The organism is Salinisphaera sp. PC39 (assembly GCF_040361335.1).
Taxonomy (GTDB): Bacteria; Pseudomonadota; Gammaproteobacteria; order Nevskiales; family Salinisphaeraceae; genus APNM01.
This window is the reverse complement of the sequence record NZ_APNM01000012.1, coordinates 1-16,554: the sequence shown is the minus strand read 5'-3', so window position 1 is coordinate 16,554 and position 16,554 is coordinate 1. Positions and strand designations below refer to the sequence as shown.

General features: G+C 67.1%; 10 protein-coding genes. 6 read left to right on the top strand and 4 right to left on the bottom strand.

Going from position 1 to position 16,554, the window contains the following annotated elements; genetic code table 11:
• The 3 genes from PC39_RS12075 to PC39_RS12065 all read right to left on the bottom strand — a co-directional run bounded on the left by PC39_RS12075 (position 1) and on the right by PC39_RS12065 (position 7,257).
• Positions 1-2,163 carry a S8 family serine peptidase gene (locus PC39_RS12075; RefSeq protein ID WP_353253734.1) on the bottom strand — a complete coding sequence of 721 codons (2,163 nt, stop codon included), beginning with the start codon at positions 2,161-2,163 and terminating at the stop codon, positions 1-3.
• A gap of 96 nt (positions 2,164-2,259) precedes the next feature.
• Complete coding sequence (locus PC39_RS12070) at positions 2,260-2,655, bottom strand: hypothetical protein (protein WP_353253647.1); 396 nt, start codon at positions 2,653-2,655, stop codon at positions 2,260-2,262.
• Positions 2,656-2,853: 198 nt separating this feature from the next.
• The gene (locus PC39_RS12065) at positions 2,854-7,257 is read right to left on the bottom strand and encodes a DEAD/DEAH box helicase (RefSeq protein WP_353253646.1); all 4,404 of its coding nucleotides are present in this window, start codon (positions 7,255-7,257) and stop codon (positions 2,854-2,856) included.
• A 395-nt stretch (positions 7,258-7,652) separates the two neighbouring features.
• On the opposite strand from PC39_RS12065, the gene gdhA reads away from it, so the two are divergent.
• From gdhA to PC39_RS12045, 4 genes are all read left to right on the top strand, one after another.
• Positions 7,653-9,008 (top strand): NADP-specific glutamate dehydrogenase, encoded by a 1,356-nt coding sequence (gene gdhA, locus PC39_RS12060; protein ID WP_353253645.1) that lies wholly within the window; start codon positions 7,653-7,655, stop codon positions 9,006-9,008.
• 79 nt (positions 9,009-9,087) lie between these two features.
• On the top strand, positions 9,088-10,497 hold the full coding sequence (locus PC39_RS12055) for an amidase (protein WP_353253644.1): 1,410 nt from the start codon (positions 9,088-9,090) through the stop codon (positions 10,495-10,497).
• Between the two features lie 171 nt (positions 10,498-10,668).
• Entirely contained in the window at positions 10,669-11,409 is a 741-nt protein-coding gene (locus PC39_RS12050) for a class I SAM-dependent methyltransferase (protein WP_353253643.1), read from the top strand.
• The gene (locus PC39_RS12045; protein WP_353253642.1) at positions 11,406-12,422 is read left to right on the top strand and encodes an ATP-grasp fold amidoligase family protein; all 1,017 of its coding nucleotides are present in this window, start codon (positions 11,406-11,408) and stop codon (positions 12,420-12,422) included. The genes PC39_RS12050 and PC39_RS12045 overlap by 4 nt, the downstream gene beginning before the upstream one ends.
• On the opposite strand, the gene PC39_RS12040 is transcribed toward PC39_RS12045, so the two are convergent.
• Complete coding sequence (locus PC39_RS12040) at positions 12,386-13,030, bottom strand: glutathione S-transferase family protein (protein ID WP_353253641.1); 645 nt, start codon at positions 13,028-13,030, stop codon at positions 12,386-12,388. The two genes, PC39_RS12045 and PC39_RS12040, sit on opposite strands and share 37 nt — an antisense overlap.
• A 282-nt stretch (positions 13,031-13,312) precedes the next feature.
• Here PC39_RS12040 and PC39_RS12035 point away from each other — a divergent pair, with 282 nt between their 5' ends.
• On the top strand, positions 13,313-15,289 hold the full coding sequence (locus PC39_RS12035) for a type I restriction-modification system subunit M (protein WP_353253640.1): 1,977 nt from the start codon (positions 13,313-13,315) through the stop codon (positions 15,287-15,289).
• A gap of 44 nt (positions 15,290-15,333) precedes the next feature.
• Positions 15,334-16,527 (top strand): restriction endonuclease subunit S, encoded by a 1,194-nt coding sequence (locus tag PC39_RS12030; RefSeq protein WP_353253639.1) that lies wholly within the window; start codon positions 15,334-15,336, stop codon positions 16,525-16,527.
• The last annotated feature ends 27 nt before the right edge of the window (positions 16,528-16,554 follow it).

Here is a 16,554-nt window from a genome sequence, read left to right as displayed (position 1 = left end):
TCAGTAGCGACGGCGGCGGGCGCCCGCGACCGCCAACGCCAGCAGCGCCAGCCCCGGCAACAGCGGATCCGGCCGCCCCGGCCCGCCCAGCGTGCAACCGCCGCTGCTGCCGCCGTCATCATCCGATTTCGCCGTCACCGTCACCTCGACCGAGGCGGTGGCGGTGCCGGTGAACCCGTCGTCGACGGTCACCGTGAACGCGTCGGCGCCGGTAAACCCGTCGACCGGCGTGTAGCGCGCCGTACCGCCGTCGAAGGTGACCGCGCCGTGCGCGGGCGCCTCGTCCAGGGCGAAACCGAGTTCGTGGCCGTTGGGATCGCTGGCCGAAATCGCGATATCGACGGACTTGCCCGCCTCGGTCTCGGCACTGGCGTCCGCGGCCGTGGGCGGGTCGTTCGCCGCGCGGATCGCGGCGAAGGCGTCCGCCTCGCGGCCGGTCGTGGTGATGCCGTCGAGCGCGCCCACGAGGTCGCCCGAGGTCAGGATCGCGTCGCGGATCTCGGCATAGGTCTTGTCGGGCACCGCCGAGCGGACCAGCGCCGCGATGCCGGCCACGTGCGGGCTCGCCATGGACGTGCCCTGCAGGAAGGAGACGTCCGCGGCACCGTCGACCACGTGCTGGAAATAACCGCGCACGACGGCGATACCGCTGTCGGGGCCGACGCCATCCGTGATCATGCCCAGGCCGACACTGCATTGTTGTCCGGCGCAGTCCGCCGCGCCCGCGGACGCCTGCCATGGCGGCGGAGACGTGAATTCTCCGCTCCGGATTGCATCCGCCTGGGAGGCGTCCTGGACGATGTCGAACGGGTCGCCCGTCAGGCCGGCCACATGGACGCTGACCAGCGCATCGTCGGCGCTCCCGAGGCGTCCGAATGCGAGAAAGCCGTAGCCGCCGCCCATCGAGTCACTGAGGTCGAATATGTTGTAGGCACGGGCTTCGAGATTGTTCGGCGACGAGCCGGAAGTGCACCAGTCGGCGGGATTGAACAGGCCGTACTGCGGCGAGCCGCCGGGCGACACGACGCAGGTGTCCTCGCTCCAGGACGGATCCAGATTCCAGGTCGAATAGTCGAATTCCTCCTGCGGCCCCGGAAACGCGCTCAGGATGCTGGTGCCGGGCGCGCCCACGTCCACCGCCTCGTCGCCGAAATTGGAGAAGCTCGCCAGGGCGTAGTTCGAATCAAGCGCGGCCACGCAGATGATGTTGTCCAGGTCGAAGGAACAGGGAGCGGTCGGCTCCGCATCGCGATCGACGTCCTTGCTGGAGTTGCCGGCGGCGACCACCACGAGCACGTCGTTTTCCCGGGCGTTGTCTAGAGAATCCTCGTAAAGCGGATCCAACCCCGGACCACCCAGGCTCATGTTGATCACGCGGGCGCCGTTTTCCACGGCATAGTCGATGCCCTCGATGATATCGCCCGTCGTGCCGCTGTTGTTCGCGCCCAGCACGCGGACGGTCATGATGCTGGCCCGCCAGCAGACGCCGGTGCCGGCGGTCGCGTTGTCGCCGACCGCGGCGATGGTGCCGGCCACGTGGGTGCCATGAAAGGCACCGCCGTAGGGCATGGGATCGTTGTCGTCGTCGACGAAATCCCAGCCGTGGTTGGGTGAATCGGCACCACCGTCCCACATGTTGTCGGCGAGATCGGCATGCGTGTAGTTGGCGCCGGTGTCGATCACGGCCACCACGGTGTCGCGGCAGTCCGTGATCAGGTCCCACGCCTCGGGCGCGCCGATATCCAGACCGGCGGTGCCGACCTTGCCGTCGACCGTCTGACCGCGGTTGTCCAGACCCCAGTGAGCGGCAAACTCGGGATCGTTCGGCACAGCCGTGGCGCGGTAGATGAAGTTCGGCTGGACATGCTTCACGCGCGGATCGGCGGCGTAGGCCCGCACCGCCTCAGCCACGGAGTGCCCCGATTCGAGCGCCACCCGGGCCATGGCCGGACGCCCGGACAACGTGGCACGCACCCGGTCGCGGCGGGCATGGACCGTGTCCAGGCTCGACTGGGCCGAGGCCGTGGTCTCGAACTCCACCAGGACCTCGTCGGCGACATAATCGACACCCGGCTGACCCTGTCCCCAGGCATCGACGGCGGCGGCGCGGGTGTACGTCCCGACCCCTTCCGGCTGCACCGACAAGGCCGCCAGGGGGATCATCAAGCCCGCAAGAATCCCCGCGCCACGGCACCAGCCGCGGCGAACCCGCCGCTCCGACATAGTGTTTCCCCTCGTTGGTTGTTCGACCGGACGCGGCTATTCGGCCGTGCCGTGCGCGCCCATACCCCGGGAAGTATCGGCGTCGGAGCCGCCGTCTTGAGTCGAATAACCGAAATTCGGCTGCACGTGCACGATCGCGTCGACCCCCGCGGCGCGCGAGGACATGGCATCGGGACCCGGATCGCGCGCGACGCGCAGCAGATGAATCGGCCGGCGCGTCGCGAGCGCGGCGAGTTTCTCGATGCCGAGATCGCCGTAGGTCTCGCGGATCACGGCCGGGTCCGTTTCGGCGGTGGCGAGCTGCACCAGATACTCGCCCGGCTGCCGGTCGCCGCCGTCCGCCGGCTCCGGGGCATTCGCCGCCCCGCCGTTGCAGCCGGCCGCGAAGGCCGCACCGAGACCGATCAGGATCGCACCAACCAGATGCCGCATTGTCATCATCACTCCCGCACGCCTTCGATTACCGGGCCACCCCCTCATCCTGACCTTCTCCCCCAAGGGGGAGAAGGGAAAAAGCCGGCCGCCTGGAGACCGGAGATGTGCGGCTTCCCGATGTGAGTCTGTAACACGAGTATCTGCGTCCCTCTGCGTCAATCCGCGGATAATCTTCTCCCGCGCACAAGCACGATATCAGCTACGCAGCCGGCCGCCCCCGCCGAGATAACTACCCGGCCGCGCCCGGCGCAGCAGGCGGTTGCGGATATCCCACTCGGTCTCCGGGTCCAGCGCCTCGGCGAAGCGCACCTCGCCGGCCTCGTAGAAGGCCACCGGCACACCGTCGCGGAACAGCACCCGGTTGTTGGCGGTGGCGGGCAGCCGCTCGCCGGGGGTGACGATGCCGACCAGGTTGAGGGGATCGGCCGCGGCCACGGTCACCAACTCGCCGTCGGCCTGGCGCTTGCGGGTCTTGCGCAGGGCATCCACCGCCTCCGGCAGGGCGTACTGCTCGCCGCCGAAGCCGTTCACGAAACGGCCGCCGCGGATCTCGCCGCGCGCCTCCAGCCGCCGGTAGACATAGAGCAGCTCGCGCCACGGCGGCAGCGCGCTCTCGCGCAGCAGCAGCCGCTTGAACACCACGCCGTAGCGGTGCAGCAGGGTCCAGGCCAGGTGCTCCAGCGTTTCGGGGTCGGTGCGCTCGTGCCGGCGGGCATCGTCGTCGACCGCCTCCGCCGGAGCGTGCAGCCGGCTCCAGCGGCCGGCTTCGTCCACGCCCTCGAAGCGCGCGCGGCGACGCCGGCGCGTGGCCCGCGGCGCCAGCGACGGTCGCCGGTCGGAGGGCGCGATCAGGGCGCGCAGCCCGGCGAAGGTATCCGCCGTCGCCAGCCCGCAGGCCGCCAGCTCGGCCAAGGCCTCCTCCAACTGGGTCCGCAACAGGCCGCTGGCCTGCATCAGATCGGCGAAGAACACCGCGCCGCGCTGATCCAGCGTCTCCAGCGCCCGGCGGGCGCTGCCGGAAAGCCTGACACCGTCGGCGTCCGGCGGCGGCGCCAGTGACCGCCAATGGTCCAGATGGGCGCGCTCGATCAGGACGATCGGGGTCTGGCGCACGGGCGCGGCGCGGCGCGCGCCGCCATTGCCGTTGCGCCTCCCGTTGCCGTTCGGCCGCGGCGGCACCAACCGCAGCCAGGTCACGCGGCCGACCGCGCAGAGCTGGTCGAGCATGTGCGGCATGTAATCGGCCACCCGCGCCGGCAGCACGTCCGCCTCCCAGGCGGCCGCCGGCAGCGAGCAGCCTTCGAGCTGCTCCAGCGCCGCCGCCAGGGCGTCCTGGCCCTCGCCCGGTTCGTCCAGGCCGTGCCAGACGAACAAGAAGCGCATCAGATCGCGCGGCGAGACCGGCTCGATCTCGCGGCGCAGGGACTTGAGGGTGTAACGGTGGATGCGCGCCAACAGGCGGCGCTCGCACCATTCGATATCGCCTTCGGGGCGGGTGAAATGCCCCTGGAGCGCGAAGCCCTCGCCCTCCAGTGCCGCCAGGGCGGCCTCGGCGGCGCCCGCGGATACCCCGAGCGGCGCCGCCAGGGTCGCCGCCGTCACCGGGCCGAGCCCTTCCAGCCGGCTGCGCAGCAGCTCGCGCAGGGCCTCGCTTTCGTCGGCCGGCGGCTCGGTCTCGCGCACCGGCTCAATCACCGGATCGAGGACGGCCGCCGGCGCCAGGCACAGCAACTCGGCCAGGCGCTCCGCCGCGACCCAGACCGGCTCGCCGCCGGGCAGCTCGACGCGGATCGCGCGGCCGGCGGCGACCAGCTCGCGGAACAGGTGGCCCCAGCCCCAGTCGAGGCCGGCCTCGTCGGTACGGCCGCGCTCGCCCTCGGCCTCGGTAACGAAGCCGAGCAGCACCAGGGCATCGTGCAGTTCGTCGGGGTCGCGGGCGTCCGGCCAGGCCTCGTCGCGGACGCCGCGGATCGCCTCCGGGTCCAGCCGGCCCAGCTCGGCGGCGTCGGTCACCGACAGGTGCGAGCGCTGCTGGATCGCCAGGGTCCGGCGCTCCTCCGCGGGCGCACCGTCCAGGAACGCGTAGGCGCGGGCGTTGATCACCTCCTCGGCCAGCGGCGACGGCGCGGTCAGGTCGCGGCACACCACCTCGACTTCCCCGGCCTCCATGCGCTTGAGCAAGGCCTCCAGACCGTCGATGTCCATGGTGTCGGTCAGGCAGTCGGACAGTGTCTGCGCCACCAGCGGATGATCCGGCACCTCGCGCTCGCCGGCGATGTTCTCCAGGCAGGCGAGCTGGTCGGGGAAGACCACCGCCATCAAGTCCTCGGCGTCCGAACGCTGGAACTGCGCCGGCGTGCGCTTGCCGCCGCTGCTGCGGCGCACCGCCAGGGCGATGGTGGCGTTCCAGCGCCAGCGGTTGCCGAACATGGGGGCGTCGAGCAGCGCCTGGATCAGGACCTCGCGCACGGTGTTGGAATGCAGGTAGCCCGCGACCTCTTCCAGCGGGAAACTATGCGTCGTGCCCAGCGAGAGCACGATGTTGTCCTCCAGCGCCGCCGCCTGCAGCTCGAAGTTGAACTTGCGGCAGAAACGCTTGCGCAGCGACAGCCCCCAGGCGCGGTTGACCGCCGAGCCGTACGGCGAGTGCACCACCAGGTGCATGTCCCCGACCTCGTCGAAGAAGCGCTCCAGGACGATGGTGTCGTGGCTCGGCAGGGTGCCCAGGGCGGCGCGCGCCGCGCCCAGGTAGTCGGCGAGCTGGCGCGCCGCCGCCTCGGGCAGATGTTGGTAGCCGATGAGCCAGTCGCGGGCGGCCTCGACCCCACCCTCGTCCAGGCGCTCGCCCACCGCCACCCGCAGCCGCGACACCGCGGCGCACAGCTCGTCGCTGCGGCTGGGCGCCTCGCCGAACCAGAACGGGATGTTCGGCGGCTGGCCCTTGGCGTCCTCCACGAACAGCCGTCCGGACTCCACCTTGAGGATGCGGTAGGAGGTGTTGCCGAGCTGGAAAATGTCGCCCGGCAGGCTCTCGAAGGCGAAGTCCTCGTTCAGGGTGCCGATCTTGAGCCCGTCCGGCTGCAGGATCACGTCGTAGTCGAACTGGTCGGGGATGGTGCCGGCGTTGGTCATCGCCGTGAGCCTGGCGTTGCGGCGCGGTCGCAGGCGGCCGTTGACCGCGTCCCGGTGCAGGTAGGCGCCGCGGCGTCCGCGCCGGGTGGTGAAGCCGTCGGCCAGCATGCGCACCACGGCGGTGAAGGTCTCGCGCGGCAGATCGCGATAGGGCCAGGCCCGCTTGAACCGGGTGAATAGCTCGACCTCGTCGCACTCGCCGCTCGCGGCGACCTCGGCCACCACCTGCTGGGCGAGCACGTCCAGCGGTTGCTCGGGCAGGCGGATACGGTCCAGCTCGCCGCGGCGCGCGGCGTCCAGCAACGCGGTGCACTCCACCAGATCGTCGCGGCTCAGCGGGAACAGCCGACCCTTGGAAATACCGCCGACGCCGTGACCGGCGCGGCCCACGCGCTGCAGGAAGGTCGCGATCCAGCGCGGCGAGCCGAGCTGGCAGACCAGGTCGACGTCGCCGATGTCGATACCCAACTCCAGCGAGGCGGTCGCCACCAGGGCCCGCAATTCGCCGTTCTTGAGCCGGCGCTCGGCGTCCAGCCGGTGCTCCTTGGCGAGGCTGCCGTGGTGCGCGGTGACCGCCTCCTCGCCCAGGCGCTCGGCCAAAAAGCGCGCCGCCCGCTCGGCCAGGCGCCGGGTGTTGACGAAGATCAGGGTGGTCCGGTGTCCGCGCACCAGCTCCGCGAGCCGGTCATAGACCTCCTGGAAGACCTCGCCCGACATCACCGCCGTCAGCGGCGACTCCGGGACCTCGATGGCGAGCTCCCGGTCGCGGACGTGGCCCATGTCCACGATGTGGCAATCGTCGCCCTCGCCGCCGGTGAGGAAGGCCGCCATCGCCGCCACCGGCTTCTGCGTGGCCGACAGGCCGACGCGCAGCGGCGGCGTGCCGCAGAGCGCGTCCAGCCGCGCCAGCGACAGCGCGAGGTGCGAGCCGCGCTTGTTTCCGGCCAGGGCGTGGATCTCGTCCACGATCACGCTCTTCACAGTCCCCAGCATCTCGCGGCCGGAATCCGAGGTGAGCAGGATGTAGAGGGACTCGGGCGTGGTCACCAGGATGTGCGGCGGCTCGCGGCGCATGCGCGCCCGTTCCGATTGCGGGGTGTCGCCGGTGCGCACCCAGGCCCGCAGTTCGACCTCGGGCTCGCCGCGCGCGACCAGTGCCTCGCGCACGCCCTCCAGCGGCTGCTGCAGGTTGCGCTGGATATCGTTCGACAGCGCCTTCAGCGGCGAGACATAGAGCACCGTGGTCTCGTCGCGCAACCGCCCCGCCAGGCCGTCGCGGACCAAGCCGTCGATCGCCGCCAGGAATGCCGCCAGGGTCTTGCCCGAGCCGGTCGGCGCCGCCACCAGCGTGTGGCGCCCAGAGGCGATCGCCGGCCACGCCCCGGCCTGGGCGGGCGTGGGTTCGCCGACCTCGCGCGCGAACCAGTCGGCGACGGCGGGATGGAACTCGTGGACGGCGTCAGTCATACGGTTTCATTCTACGCCGACGGGCGCGCCGGCGATGCCCCGGCCGACTATTCACAATCGCGGTGGATAAGTCTGTGCATGAATTTGGGATTAGACCGGCGTCCGGCCTGACATCAAGCGCTTGCGCGATTCGGCGAATCTTTAATCAATAATTCATACCCCATATAAAACAGCAACTTGCAAAACCCCGTCCCCGGCCCCGACCAACACGGCCGATGGCTCCTGACGAATACTGTATCCATGTGCATAAAACGGACGCCCGACTGTAGGCCGACGGCGACGACACGGCCACCGGGAACGGCTACAAGCGGGTAGTGCCACACGACCGTCCCGCGACGTGCCACCATGGGACCGGGGAATGACGACACCGCCGGCGCGGTGCGGGGGAGACAACCATGGCCATATCCGATCACGTCGATCTCGACCAGTTCATGGACGGGGTCAAACGACGCAATCCCGGCGAGACTGAATTCCAGCAGGCGGTGTACGAGGTCGCCGTGGACATCTTCGACTACATCGCCGACAAGGAGATCTACCACGAGGCGCAAATCCTGCGCCGCATCGCCGAGCCGGACCGGGTGGTCTCCTTCCGCGTGTGCTGGGAGGACGACAACCACAACGTGCGGGTCCAGCGCGGCTACCGGGTGCAGAACAACAACGCCATCGGCCCCTACAAGGGCGGCCTGCGTTTCCACAAGAGCGTCAACCAGAGCATCCTCAAGTTCCTGGCCTTCGAGCAGACCTTCAAGAACAGCCTGACCGGCCTACCCATGGGCGGTGCCAAGGGCGGCTCGGACTTCAACCCCAAGGGCAAGTCCGACAGCGAGATCATGCGCTTCTGCCAGTCCTTCATGACCGAGCTCTACCGGCACGTCGGCGAGGACACCGACGTGCCGGCGGGCGACATCGGCGTGGGCGCGCGCGAGATCGGCTACATGTTCGGCCAGTACAAGCGTATCACCAACCGCTACGTCGGCGTGCTCACCGGCAAGGGCATCGAGTGGGGCGGCAGCCTGGTACGCAAGGAGGCCACCGGCTACGGCGTGGTCTACTTCCTGGAGGACATGCTGCGGCACGCCGGCGAAGGCCTGGAAGGCAAGGTGATGACCGTCTCCGGCTCCGGCAACGTCGCCGTGCACGCGGCCGAGAAGGCGCTCCAGCTTGGCGCCCGGGTGGTCACCCTGTCGGATTCGGAGGGCTTCATCCACGACCCGGACGGCTTCACCCGGGAAAAGCTGGAATGGGTGAAACGGCACAAGGGCCACCGGCGCGGCCGGATCTCGGCCTACGCGGAGGAGTTCAAGGGCGCCAGCTTCCACGAGGGCGAACGGCCCTGGCGGGTGCCCTGCGATCTCGCCTGTCCCTGCGCCACGCAGAACGAGGTGCATGCCGACGACGCCCGACTGCTGGCGAAGAACGGTCTCAAGGCAATGGCCGAGGGTGCCAACATGCCGGCCACCAACGACGCCGTGAAGGTACTGCGCGAAGCCGGCGTGCTGTTCGGCCCGGCCAAGGCCGCCAACGCCGGCGGCGTGGCGGTCTCCGGCCTGGAGATGGCCCAGAACAGCACCCGCATCGCCATGCGCGAGGACGAGCTGCAGAGCCTGCTGCGCGACATCATGCAGGGCATCCACGGGCGCTGCCTGGAGCACGCCCAGGGCCCGGACGGCTACGTCGACTACGCCAAGGGCGCCAACATCGCCGGCTTCAAGAAGGTCGCCGATGCCATGCTGGCCTTCGGCATCGTCTGATGCCGCGATCGCGGCCGAGTCTTGACAGCGACGGCCGCCTGCCGGCTAATTCCGGAAACGACGATCGCAGGAGAGACACGTGTCCCGGCACTGGCAGTCATCCGCGGGTGAGCTGGCCGCGGCCATCGCCCGCCGCGAGGTCTCCTCGCGCGAAGTGGTCCAGTCCCATCTCGACCGCATCAACACCGTCAATCCCAAGCTGAACGCCGCGGTCGAGGTTCTGCGGAACCAGGCCCTGACGGCCGCGGACGCGGCCGATCGCGCCCTGGAGTCGGGCACCGCGACCGGCCCCCTGCACGGCGTGCCGGTCAGCGTGAAATGCAACATCGACATGAAGGGCCTGGCCAGCACCTGGGGCGTGGCCGCGCTCGCGGACGCGCCGGCCGTGGCCGACGCCCCCGTGGTCGAGAGAATCCGGGCCGCGGGCGCCATCCCCATCGTGCGCACCAACTGTCCGGACTTCGCCATGCGCGTGCACACCGACAGCTCGCTGCACGGCCTGACCCGCAACCCCTGGTCGTACGAGCACACCGCCGGCGGCTCCAGCGGCGGCGAAGGCTCGGCCATCGCCAGCGGCATGAGTCCGCTAGGTCTGGGCAACGACATCGGCGGCTCCCTGCGCAACCCCGCCAGCGCCTGCGGCATCGCCTCGATCAAGCCTTCCGCCGGCCGCGTGCCGGACGCCAGCGGCCCGCCGTTCGAGGACCGCCCCCTGGCCTGGCAATGGATGGCCGTGCAGGGACCGATGGCCCGCACCGTCGCCGACGTGCGCCTCGGCCTGCAGGCCATCATGGGCGCCCACCCGCGCGACCCGCTGGCCACGGACGCGCCCTTCGACGGCCCGCCGACCGCGCACCCCCGGGTCGCCGTGGTCCCGGCCCCGCCGGGCGGCGATTGCGCCGCGGCCGCGCAACAGGCCGTGCGCCGCGCCGCGGACGCCCTCGCCGACGCCGGTTACGAAGTGGTCGAGACCGTCCCGCCGCGTTACGAGGAAGTCGTGGACACCTGGCGCCGCCTGCTGGCCGGCGACTACGCCGCGCTCAAGGACGACATGGCCCCGATGATGGGCGACGCCGGCCGCCGCTTCTTCGAGGCCTTCTTCGCGGGCACGCCGCCCCTGGCGGACACCGCCGCCATGACCGCCCTGCTCATGCAGCGCGACGGCCTCGCCCGCGCCTGGTCCGAATTCATGGCCGAATACCCGCTCGTGCTCGGCCCCACCTGGACCGAACTACCCTTCGAGCACGGCGCGGATGCCATCGACGACAAAGCCGTCGAAAAGACCCTGACACTCCTGCGGCCGGTCATGCCCGCCAACCTGCTCGGCCTGCCCAGCGCCTGCGTGCCGGCGGCCCGCGACGGCGACACCGGCCTGCCCATCGGCGTCCTGCTCACCGGCCGCCGCTTCCGCGAGGACGAGTGCCTGGCGGCGGCGGAGGCGGTGGAGAAACTGCGGGCGACGGCCACGCCGATCGACCCGGCCTGGTAGGCAAAACCGGCCGGTCACATGGCGAGGCAAGCGAAACGCGTCACGAGCCGGCAAACGTCTTGTCGGCCTTTCGCGGTGCATGACACCCTCGCGCCGCCCGAACCGACGGGGATGCCCGACGACATCGACACCTGAATCACACGGACCGGCGAAAGCGCCTTGGAGCCGCCGATGACGCAGCTTCAATACACGGAAGTCTTCGACAAACGAGGGCAGAGCTATCATCGCGCGATGCGGCGCTTTCCCGCCGCCCGGGCGGAAGAATTCCGGCAGGCGATCCGCCGCGCCGGACTCGTTCCGGGCATGCGGGTCGCCGACGTGCCGGCGGGCGGCGGCTATCTGCGCGGCTTCCTGCCCCGCGGATGCACCTGGCACGGCCACGAGCCGAGCGCCGGGTTCTCCCTGCACGGCGACGATACCCGATCGTCGGCCGGAGCGACCCTGGTCCCCCTGCCCTGGCCATCCGACGACATGGATGCCGCGATCAGTATCGCCGGCGTCCACCACACGACCGATAAACCGGCCCTGTTCGCGGAACTGCGCCGCGTGACCGGGCCGGGCGGCCGCTTCGTGCTGTCGGATGTCGACTCGGGATCCCCGCAGGCATATTTCCTGGACGGTTTCGTGGACGCCCACAACGGCACCGGACACCGGGGGCTCTACCTGGACGAGACGACCGAACGCGAACTCGCCGACAGCGGTTGGCAGCCCATCTCCAGCGAACTCGTTCGATTCCACTGGGTCTTCGGCGACCGCGACGAGTTGGCCGCCTTCTGCCGGGACCTGTTCGGCCTGCGGGATGTCGCCGCCGGAGACATCATCGAGGCGATCAAGAACCAACTGGGCATCGACGACCTGGACGGCGGCCGGGTAGGCATGCGCTGGGCCCTGCGCACGATCACCGCCGCATGAAGCGCCGGAAGCCGGCGTCGCGATGGATTCGTTTCGCCGACACGGTCGTGTTGGGGGCGGTGGAACTCTGGGGCCGATACCGCTACCGCAAGCGGTTCCGGAAATACCGCAAACTGGCGCGCGGCACGGGTACCCGGCCGCGCCTCGCCGTGCCCCGCTCCGCCAACGACAAGTTCCTATGGCGCAAGGTGTTCGATCACGATCCGCGGTTCGTGGCGATATGCGGCAAACTGAGCTGCCGCGAATGGGTCCGAGTGCGCGACCCGGATCTCGCCATGGCCGAACTCCTGTGGGTGGGCGTCTCCGCCGCGGACATCCCCGATGCCATCCTCCGGCGGGATGTGGTCATCAAGCCCAACGCCGCCTCCGGCCGCTACCGCTTCATCCGGGACGGCGAATACGACCGGCACGAACTCGAACACACCGCCCGCGACTGGCTCGCGGAACGCTATGACCGCAGGTACGGCGAGTGGGGCTACCGCGACGCGCCCGACCTGCTGCTGGTCGAGTCCGAGATACGCCCCGACAACGGCGTGCTGGACGAACTGAAGATCTATACCTTCGGCGACCGCATCGAGCGCGTGGTCTACATCCGCGCCCGTTTCGGCAACATGGAAGCGGCGATCTGGGAACCGGACGCCGACGGCAACCTCGCACACAGCGACAAACCCGCCGCCGTCGCGAAACGCACCTGCCGGCATCCACTGCCCGAATCGATCGAACGCGCCCTGGAACACGCACGCCGCCTGGGCCGCGAGTTCGACCACCTGCGCGTCGACCTCTACACCGACGGCAAACACCTGTGGTTCGGCGAGCTCACCGTCTACAACCAGGCCGGCGAGATCAGCCATGTCGGGCCCGACCCGGACAGCCGCATCACCCGCGCCTGGGACATACGCCGGTCCCGGTTCCTGCGTCAGCCCCCGTCACGCGGATGGCGGGCGTGGTACGCCGCGGCGCTCTCCCGGCGGCTGCGTCAGGCCACGCCCAGCGAGAACACGGACAAGTCGTAGTTGCCGCCCTTCTCCCGCGCCCGACGATAGGCCGGCCGGGCCTGCAAACGCTGCAGATAACGCTGCAGCACGGGATAGTCCTTCAGGACTCCCCGCGCCTCGGCGAACTCCAGCGGGAACGACATCTGCACATCGGCGGCGCTGAACGCATCGGCCACGAGATAGTCGTGGCGCTCGAGCTGCCGCGTCAGAAAGCCGAGATAGGTGGCGATCTCACCGTCGGTGAACGACTGCAACCCCTCATGCTCGCAGCCCATGGCCGAGGCGATCAGGTGATACACCAGCGGGCACATCAGCGAGCCCTCAGTGAAATGCAGCCACTGCCGGTATTCCGGGTAATGGGACGACTCCGGGCCGTAAGCCAACTCGCCGTTCGCCTTCACCTCCGTGAGATAATCGATGATGGCGCCGGACTCGACGAGGGCCCGGCCATCGTCCTCGATGATGGGCGACTTCGGCATCGGCGCCCTCTCCCCGAGACTCGCCGGCGCACGCAGCGTCTCGGGATCGCGGCTGTAGGTCTCCAGCTCGTAGTCGAGACCAAGCTCCTCCAGCAACCAGAGAATGCGCAGGGAACGGGACTGTTCCAGGTGATACAGCTTGAGCATGGGTGCGCTACATCCAAGGTGGATTCAGGCAGCCAAGGTAGGCCATAAGCCCGCGCCGTGCATCCTGCAACGAACGTGATATCGGTGATTTACTGAAGCCGGCGCGCGCCTCCGCGAGTCCAGTAGAACCAGTCAGGGCCTCTGCCCATCCCATGGACACGTGGTCCGATCATCGCCAAGTGTTACATTGCTGACCACGGGCATCGGGACGCTCATCCCCAGCCCAATTTCAACGTATAACCACGAAACGACCCGGGTCGGGTCCCGGACCGAGGGAGATCGATGGTCGACAACTTTCGCACGCTCGCGGATTTCATCTGGGGCGTAGCCGATCTGCTGCGGGGCGATTTCAAGCGCTCACAGTTCGGCCGGGTGATCCTGCCGTTCACGCTGCTCCGGCGTTTGGAATGCGTCCTGGAGCCGACCAAGCCGGTCGTTCTGAATATCGCGGAAGAAAACCGGAATAAGCCGGAAGGCGTTCGCGACGCCCTGTTGCTGAAGGCTTCCGGTCTGCAGTTCTACAACACATCGCCGCTGACCCTGGGCACCCTCTCCGACACCCAGGCCATGGACGACCTGCAGAACTACGTGCAGGCCTTCAGCCCCAAGGCCCGCGAGATCTTCGACCACTTCAACTTCGACGACTTCGTCGACCAACTCAACAACGCAAACCTGCTCTACCAGGTGGTCCAGAAGTTCGCCGCCATGGACCTGAACCCGAAGACTTACAGCAACTACGAGATGGGGCTGGTCTTCGAGGAACTGATCCGCAAGTTCGCCGAGTCCTCCAACGAGACCGCCGGCGAGCACTTCACGCCCCGCGACGTAGTCCACTTGGTGACCTCGCTGCTGTTCACCGGCCAGGAAGACAAACTCAAGCCCGGCAAGATCGTCACGATTTACGATCCCGCCGCCGGCACGGGCGGTTTCCTGTCGGAAGGCGACGAGTACGTCCAGAAGATCAACTCCGGCGCCACCGTCACGCTCTACGGCCAGGAACTGAACCCCGAGTCCTACGCCATCTGCCAGGGCGACATGCTCGTCAAGGGCCAGAAAATCGACAACATCAAGCTCGGCAACACCCTGTCCGACGACCAGTTGCCTGGCGAACGCTTCGACTTCCTGGTCTCCAACCCGCCCTTCGGCGTGGACTGGAAGAAGGTCCAACGCCAAGTCACCGACGAGCACAAGCACAAGGGCTTCAACGGCCGCTTCGGCCCCGGTCTGCCGCGCGTCTCCGACGGCGCGCTGCTGTTCCTGATGCACCTGATGAGCAAGATGAAGGACGCCAAGGCCGGCGGCTCCCGGCTCGGCATCATTCTCAACGGCTCGCCGCTGTTCACGGGCGGAGCCGGCAGCGGCGAGTCCGAGATCCGCCGGCACATACTGGAGCACGACCTGCTGGAAGCCATCGTGGCCCTGCCCACGGACATGTTCCACAACACCGGCATCGCCACCTACATCTGGCTGCTGAACAACCACAAGCCAGCCGAGCGCAAGGGCAAGGTCCAGCTCATCAACGCCACGGACCGCTACGAGAAGATGCGCCGCTCGCTGGGCAGCAAGCGCAACTGGATACCGGACGCCACCGCGGACGACATCGTGCGGCTGTACGGCGCCTTCGATGACTCCGACACCTGCAAGACTTTCAATACCACCGACTTCGGCTATCGCCGCATCACCGTCGAGCGCCCGCTGCAACTCAATTTCCAGGCCAGCCCGGAACGTATCGAACGGCTGCGCGAGGAAAAGCAGTTCCAGAAGCTCGGCGAGGACGAGCGGAATCGGCTACTGGCCGCCTTGGGCAATCTCGACGCCGACGTTCTCCACCGCAATCGCGAGGCGTTCACGAAGGAACTGAACAAGGCGCTCAAGACGAGCGGCATCAAGCTCACGGCCACCCAGCGCAAGGCAGTGCTCAACGCCCTGTCGGAGCACGACGAAGAAGCCGACATTTGCCGGGACAAGAAGGGCAACCCGGAGCCCGATCCGGATCTTCGCGATTACGAGAACGTGCCGTTGAACGAGTCGATCCACGACTATTTCGAGCGGGAAGTGAAGCCGCATGTGCCGGATGCCTGGATCGACGAGTCCAAGCGGGACCACAGGGACAAGGAAGTCGGCATCGTGGGCTACGAGATCCCGTTCAATCGGCACTTCTACAAGTACGTGCCGCCGCGGCCCTTAGAAGAGATTGACCTAAACCTGAAGCAACTCAGCCACGAAATACAACAACTACTGCAAGAAGTCGTAGTGTGATGAGGCCCTCTCTACGCCAACTTACTGAATCGAAATCTGGATGGTTGGAACAGCTACCGCCGGAATGGAAAGAAGCGCGCCTCAAGTATTTAGTGCGCTCCGTCAGTGGCTCCACCCCATCTAAGGACAATCTTAGTTATTGGGATGGCGATTTTGCCTGGGCCTCTCCACGGGATATGGGCACAAGGGTAATTCGAGACACCCATCATCGAATTACATCTTTAGCTCTCGATGAACAGGGCATTCAGACTATCTCGACCGGCGCTTTGTTGATCGTAGCCAGATCCGGGATACTTAAGCACAAGATCCCGGTGGCATTAAATGAGATTCCGGTAACACTAAACCAAGATTTATGGGCCTTTTTGCCACAGCATAGTTGCGTTCCTTCCTATTTAAGATTTTTGATTGAGGGTCATCAACCGCAACTATTGACGTTATGGCGCAAGCAGGGCGCAACTGTTGAAAGCCTTGACCACGAGGCAGTCATGAACACTATTGTTCCTATACCTCCTATCTGGGAACAACGTACTATCGCCTCTTTCCTCGACCACGAAACCGCCCGCATCGACCGGCTGATCAAAAAGCAGCAGCGGCTCATCGAGCTGCTGCAGGAAAAGCGGCAGGCGGTTATTTCCCATACCGTGACGAAGGGGCTCAATCCCGATGCGCCGATGAAGGACAGTGGCATTCAGTGGTTAGGGAATATACCCGCGCATTGGACTATAGTTCGATTAAAACATTTATCGCCGCATATTGGAGTTGGCGTAGTAGTTAATCCCTCAAGCTACGTGACTGACAACGGGCTTCCTTTCTTGTTTGGTGGAAACGTTAAGCCATTCGGATTCGAGCTATCGAAAGTTCGACGGATCAGTGCTGAAAATAGCAGGCTCCTCAGTCAGTCACTACTTCGGTCTGGAGATTTAGTTTGTGTGCGCGTTGGTTATCCCGGCGTTACAGCGGTCGTGCCAGAAACATTAGAGGGGGCAAACTGCGCGTCAATGATGGTGATTCGTTCCGGAAAGTTTTGTTCTCAATGGCTTTGCTTCGTATTAAATAGTTCTATCGGAATCTGTCAGGTAGAGGCTGTGCAATACGGTGCAGCACAGAAACAGTTCAACATATCTGATGCAGTCAATTTTAAATTCCCGGCGCCACCACGTGAGGAACAAAGGAAAATCGCTGACACTCTCACAGCTAGGATGGAAAAACTTGATCAGCTAGATGTGACCTCTCAGTAGATTGTTCATCCGGGCCGCGTTCCTTGA

What these genes read in the sequence shown, in the direction of transcription:
- PC39_RS12075 (WP_353253734.1), bottom strand. Translation starts at nt 2,163, where the DNA reads ATGATCCCCCTGGCGGCCTTGTCGGTGCAGCCGGAAGGGGTCGGGACG.
- PC39_RS12070 (WP_353253647.1), bottom strand. Translation starts at nt 2,655, where the DNA reads ATGCGGCATCTGGTTGGTGCGATCCTGATCGGTCTCGGTGCGGCCTTC.
- PC39_RS12065 (WP_353253646.1), bottom strand. Translation starts at nt 7,257, where the DNA reads ATGACTGACGCCGTCCACGAGTTCCATCCCGCCGTCGCCGACTGGTTC.
- gdhA (WP_353253645.1), top strand. Translation starts at nt 7,653, where the DNA reads ATGGCCATATCCGATCACGTCGATCTCGACCAGTTCATGGACGGGGTC.
- PC39_RS12050 (WP_353253643.1), top strand. Translation starts at nt 10,669, where the DNA reads ATGACGCAGCTTCAATACACGGAAGTCTTCGACAAACGAGGGCAGAGC.
- PC39_RS12045 (WP_353253642.1), top strand. Translation starts at nt 11,406, where the DNA reads ATGAAGCGCCGGAAGCCGGCGTCGCGATGGATTCGTTTCGCCGACACG.
- PC39_RS12040 (WP_353253641.1), bottom strand. Translation starts at nt 13,030, where the DNA reads ATGCTCAAGCTGTATCACCTGGAACAGTCCCGTTCCCTGCGCATTCTC.
- PC39_RS12035 (WP_353253640.1), top strand. Translation starts at nt 13,313, where the DNA reads ATGGTCGACAACTTTCGCACGCTCGCGGATTTCATCTGGGGCGTAGCC.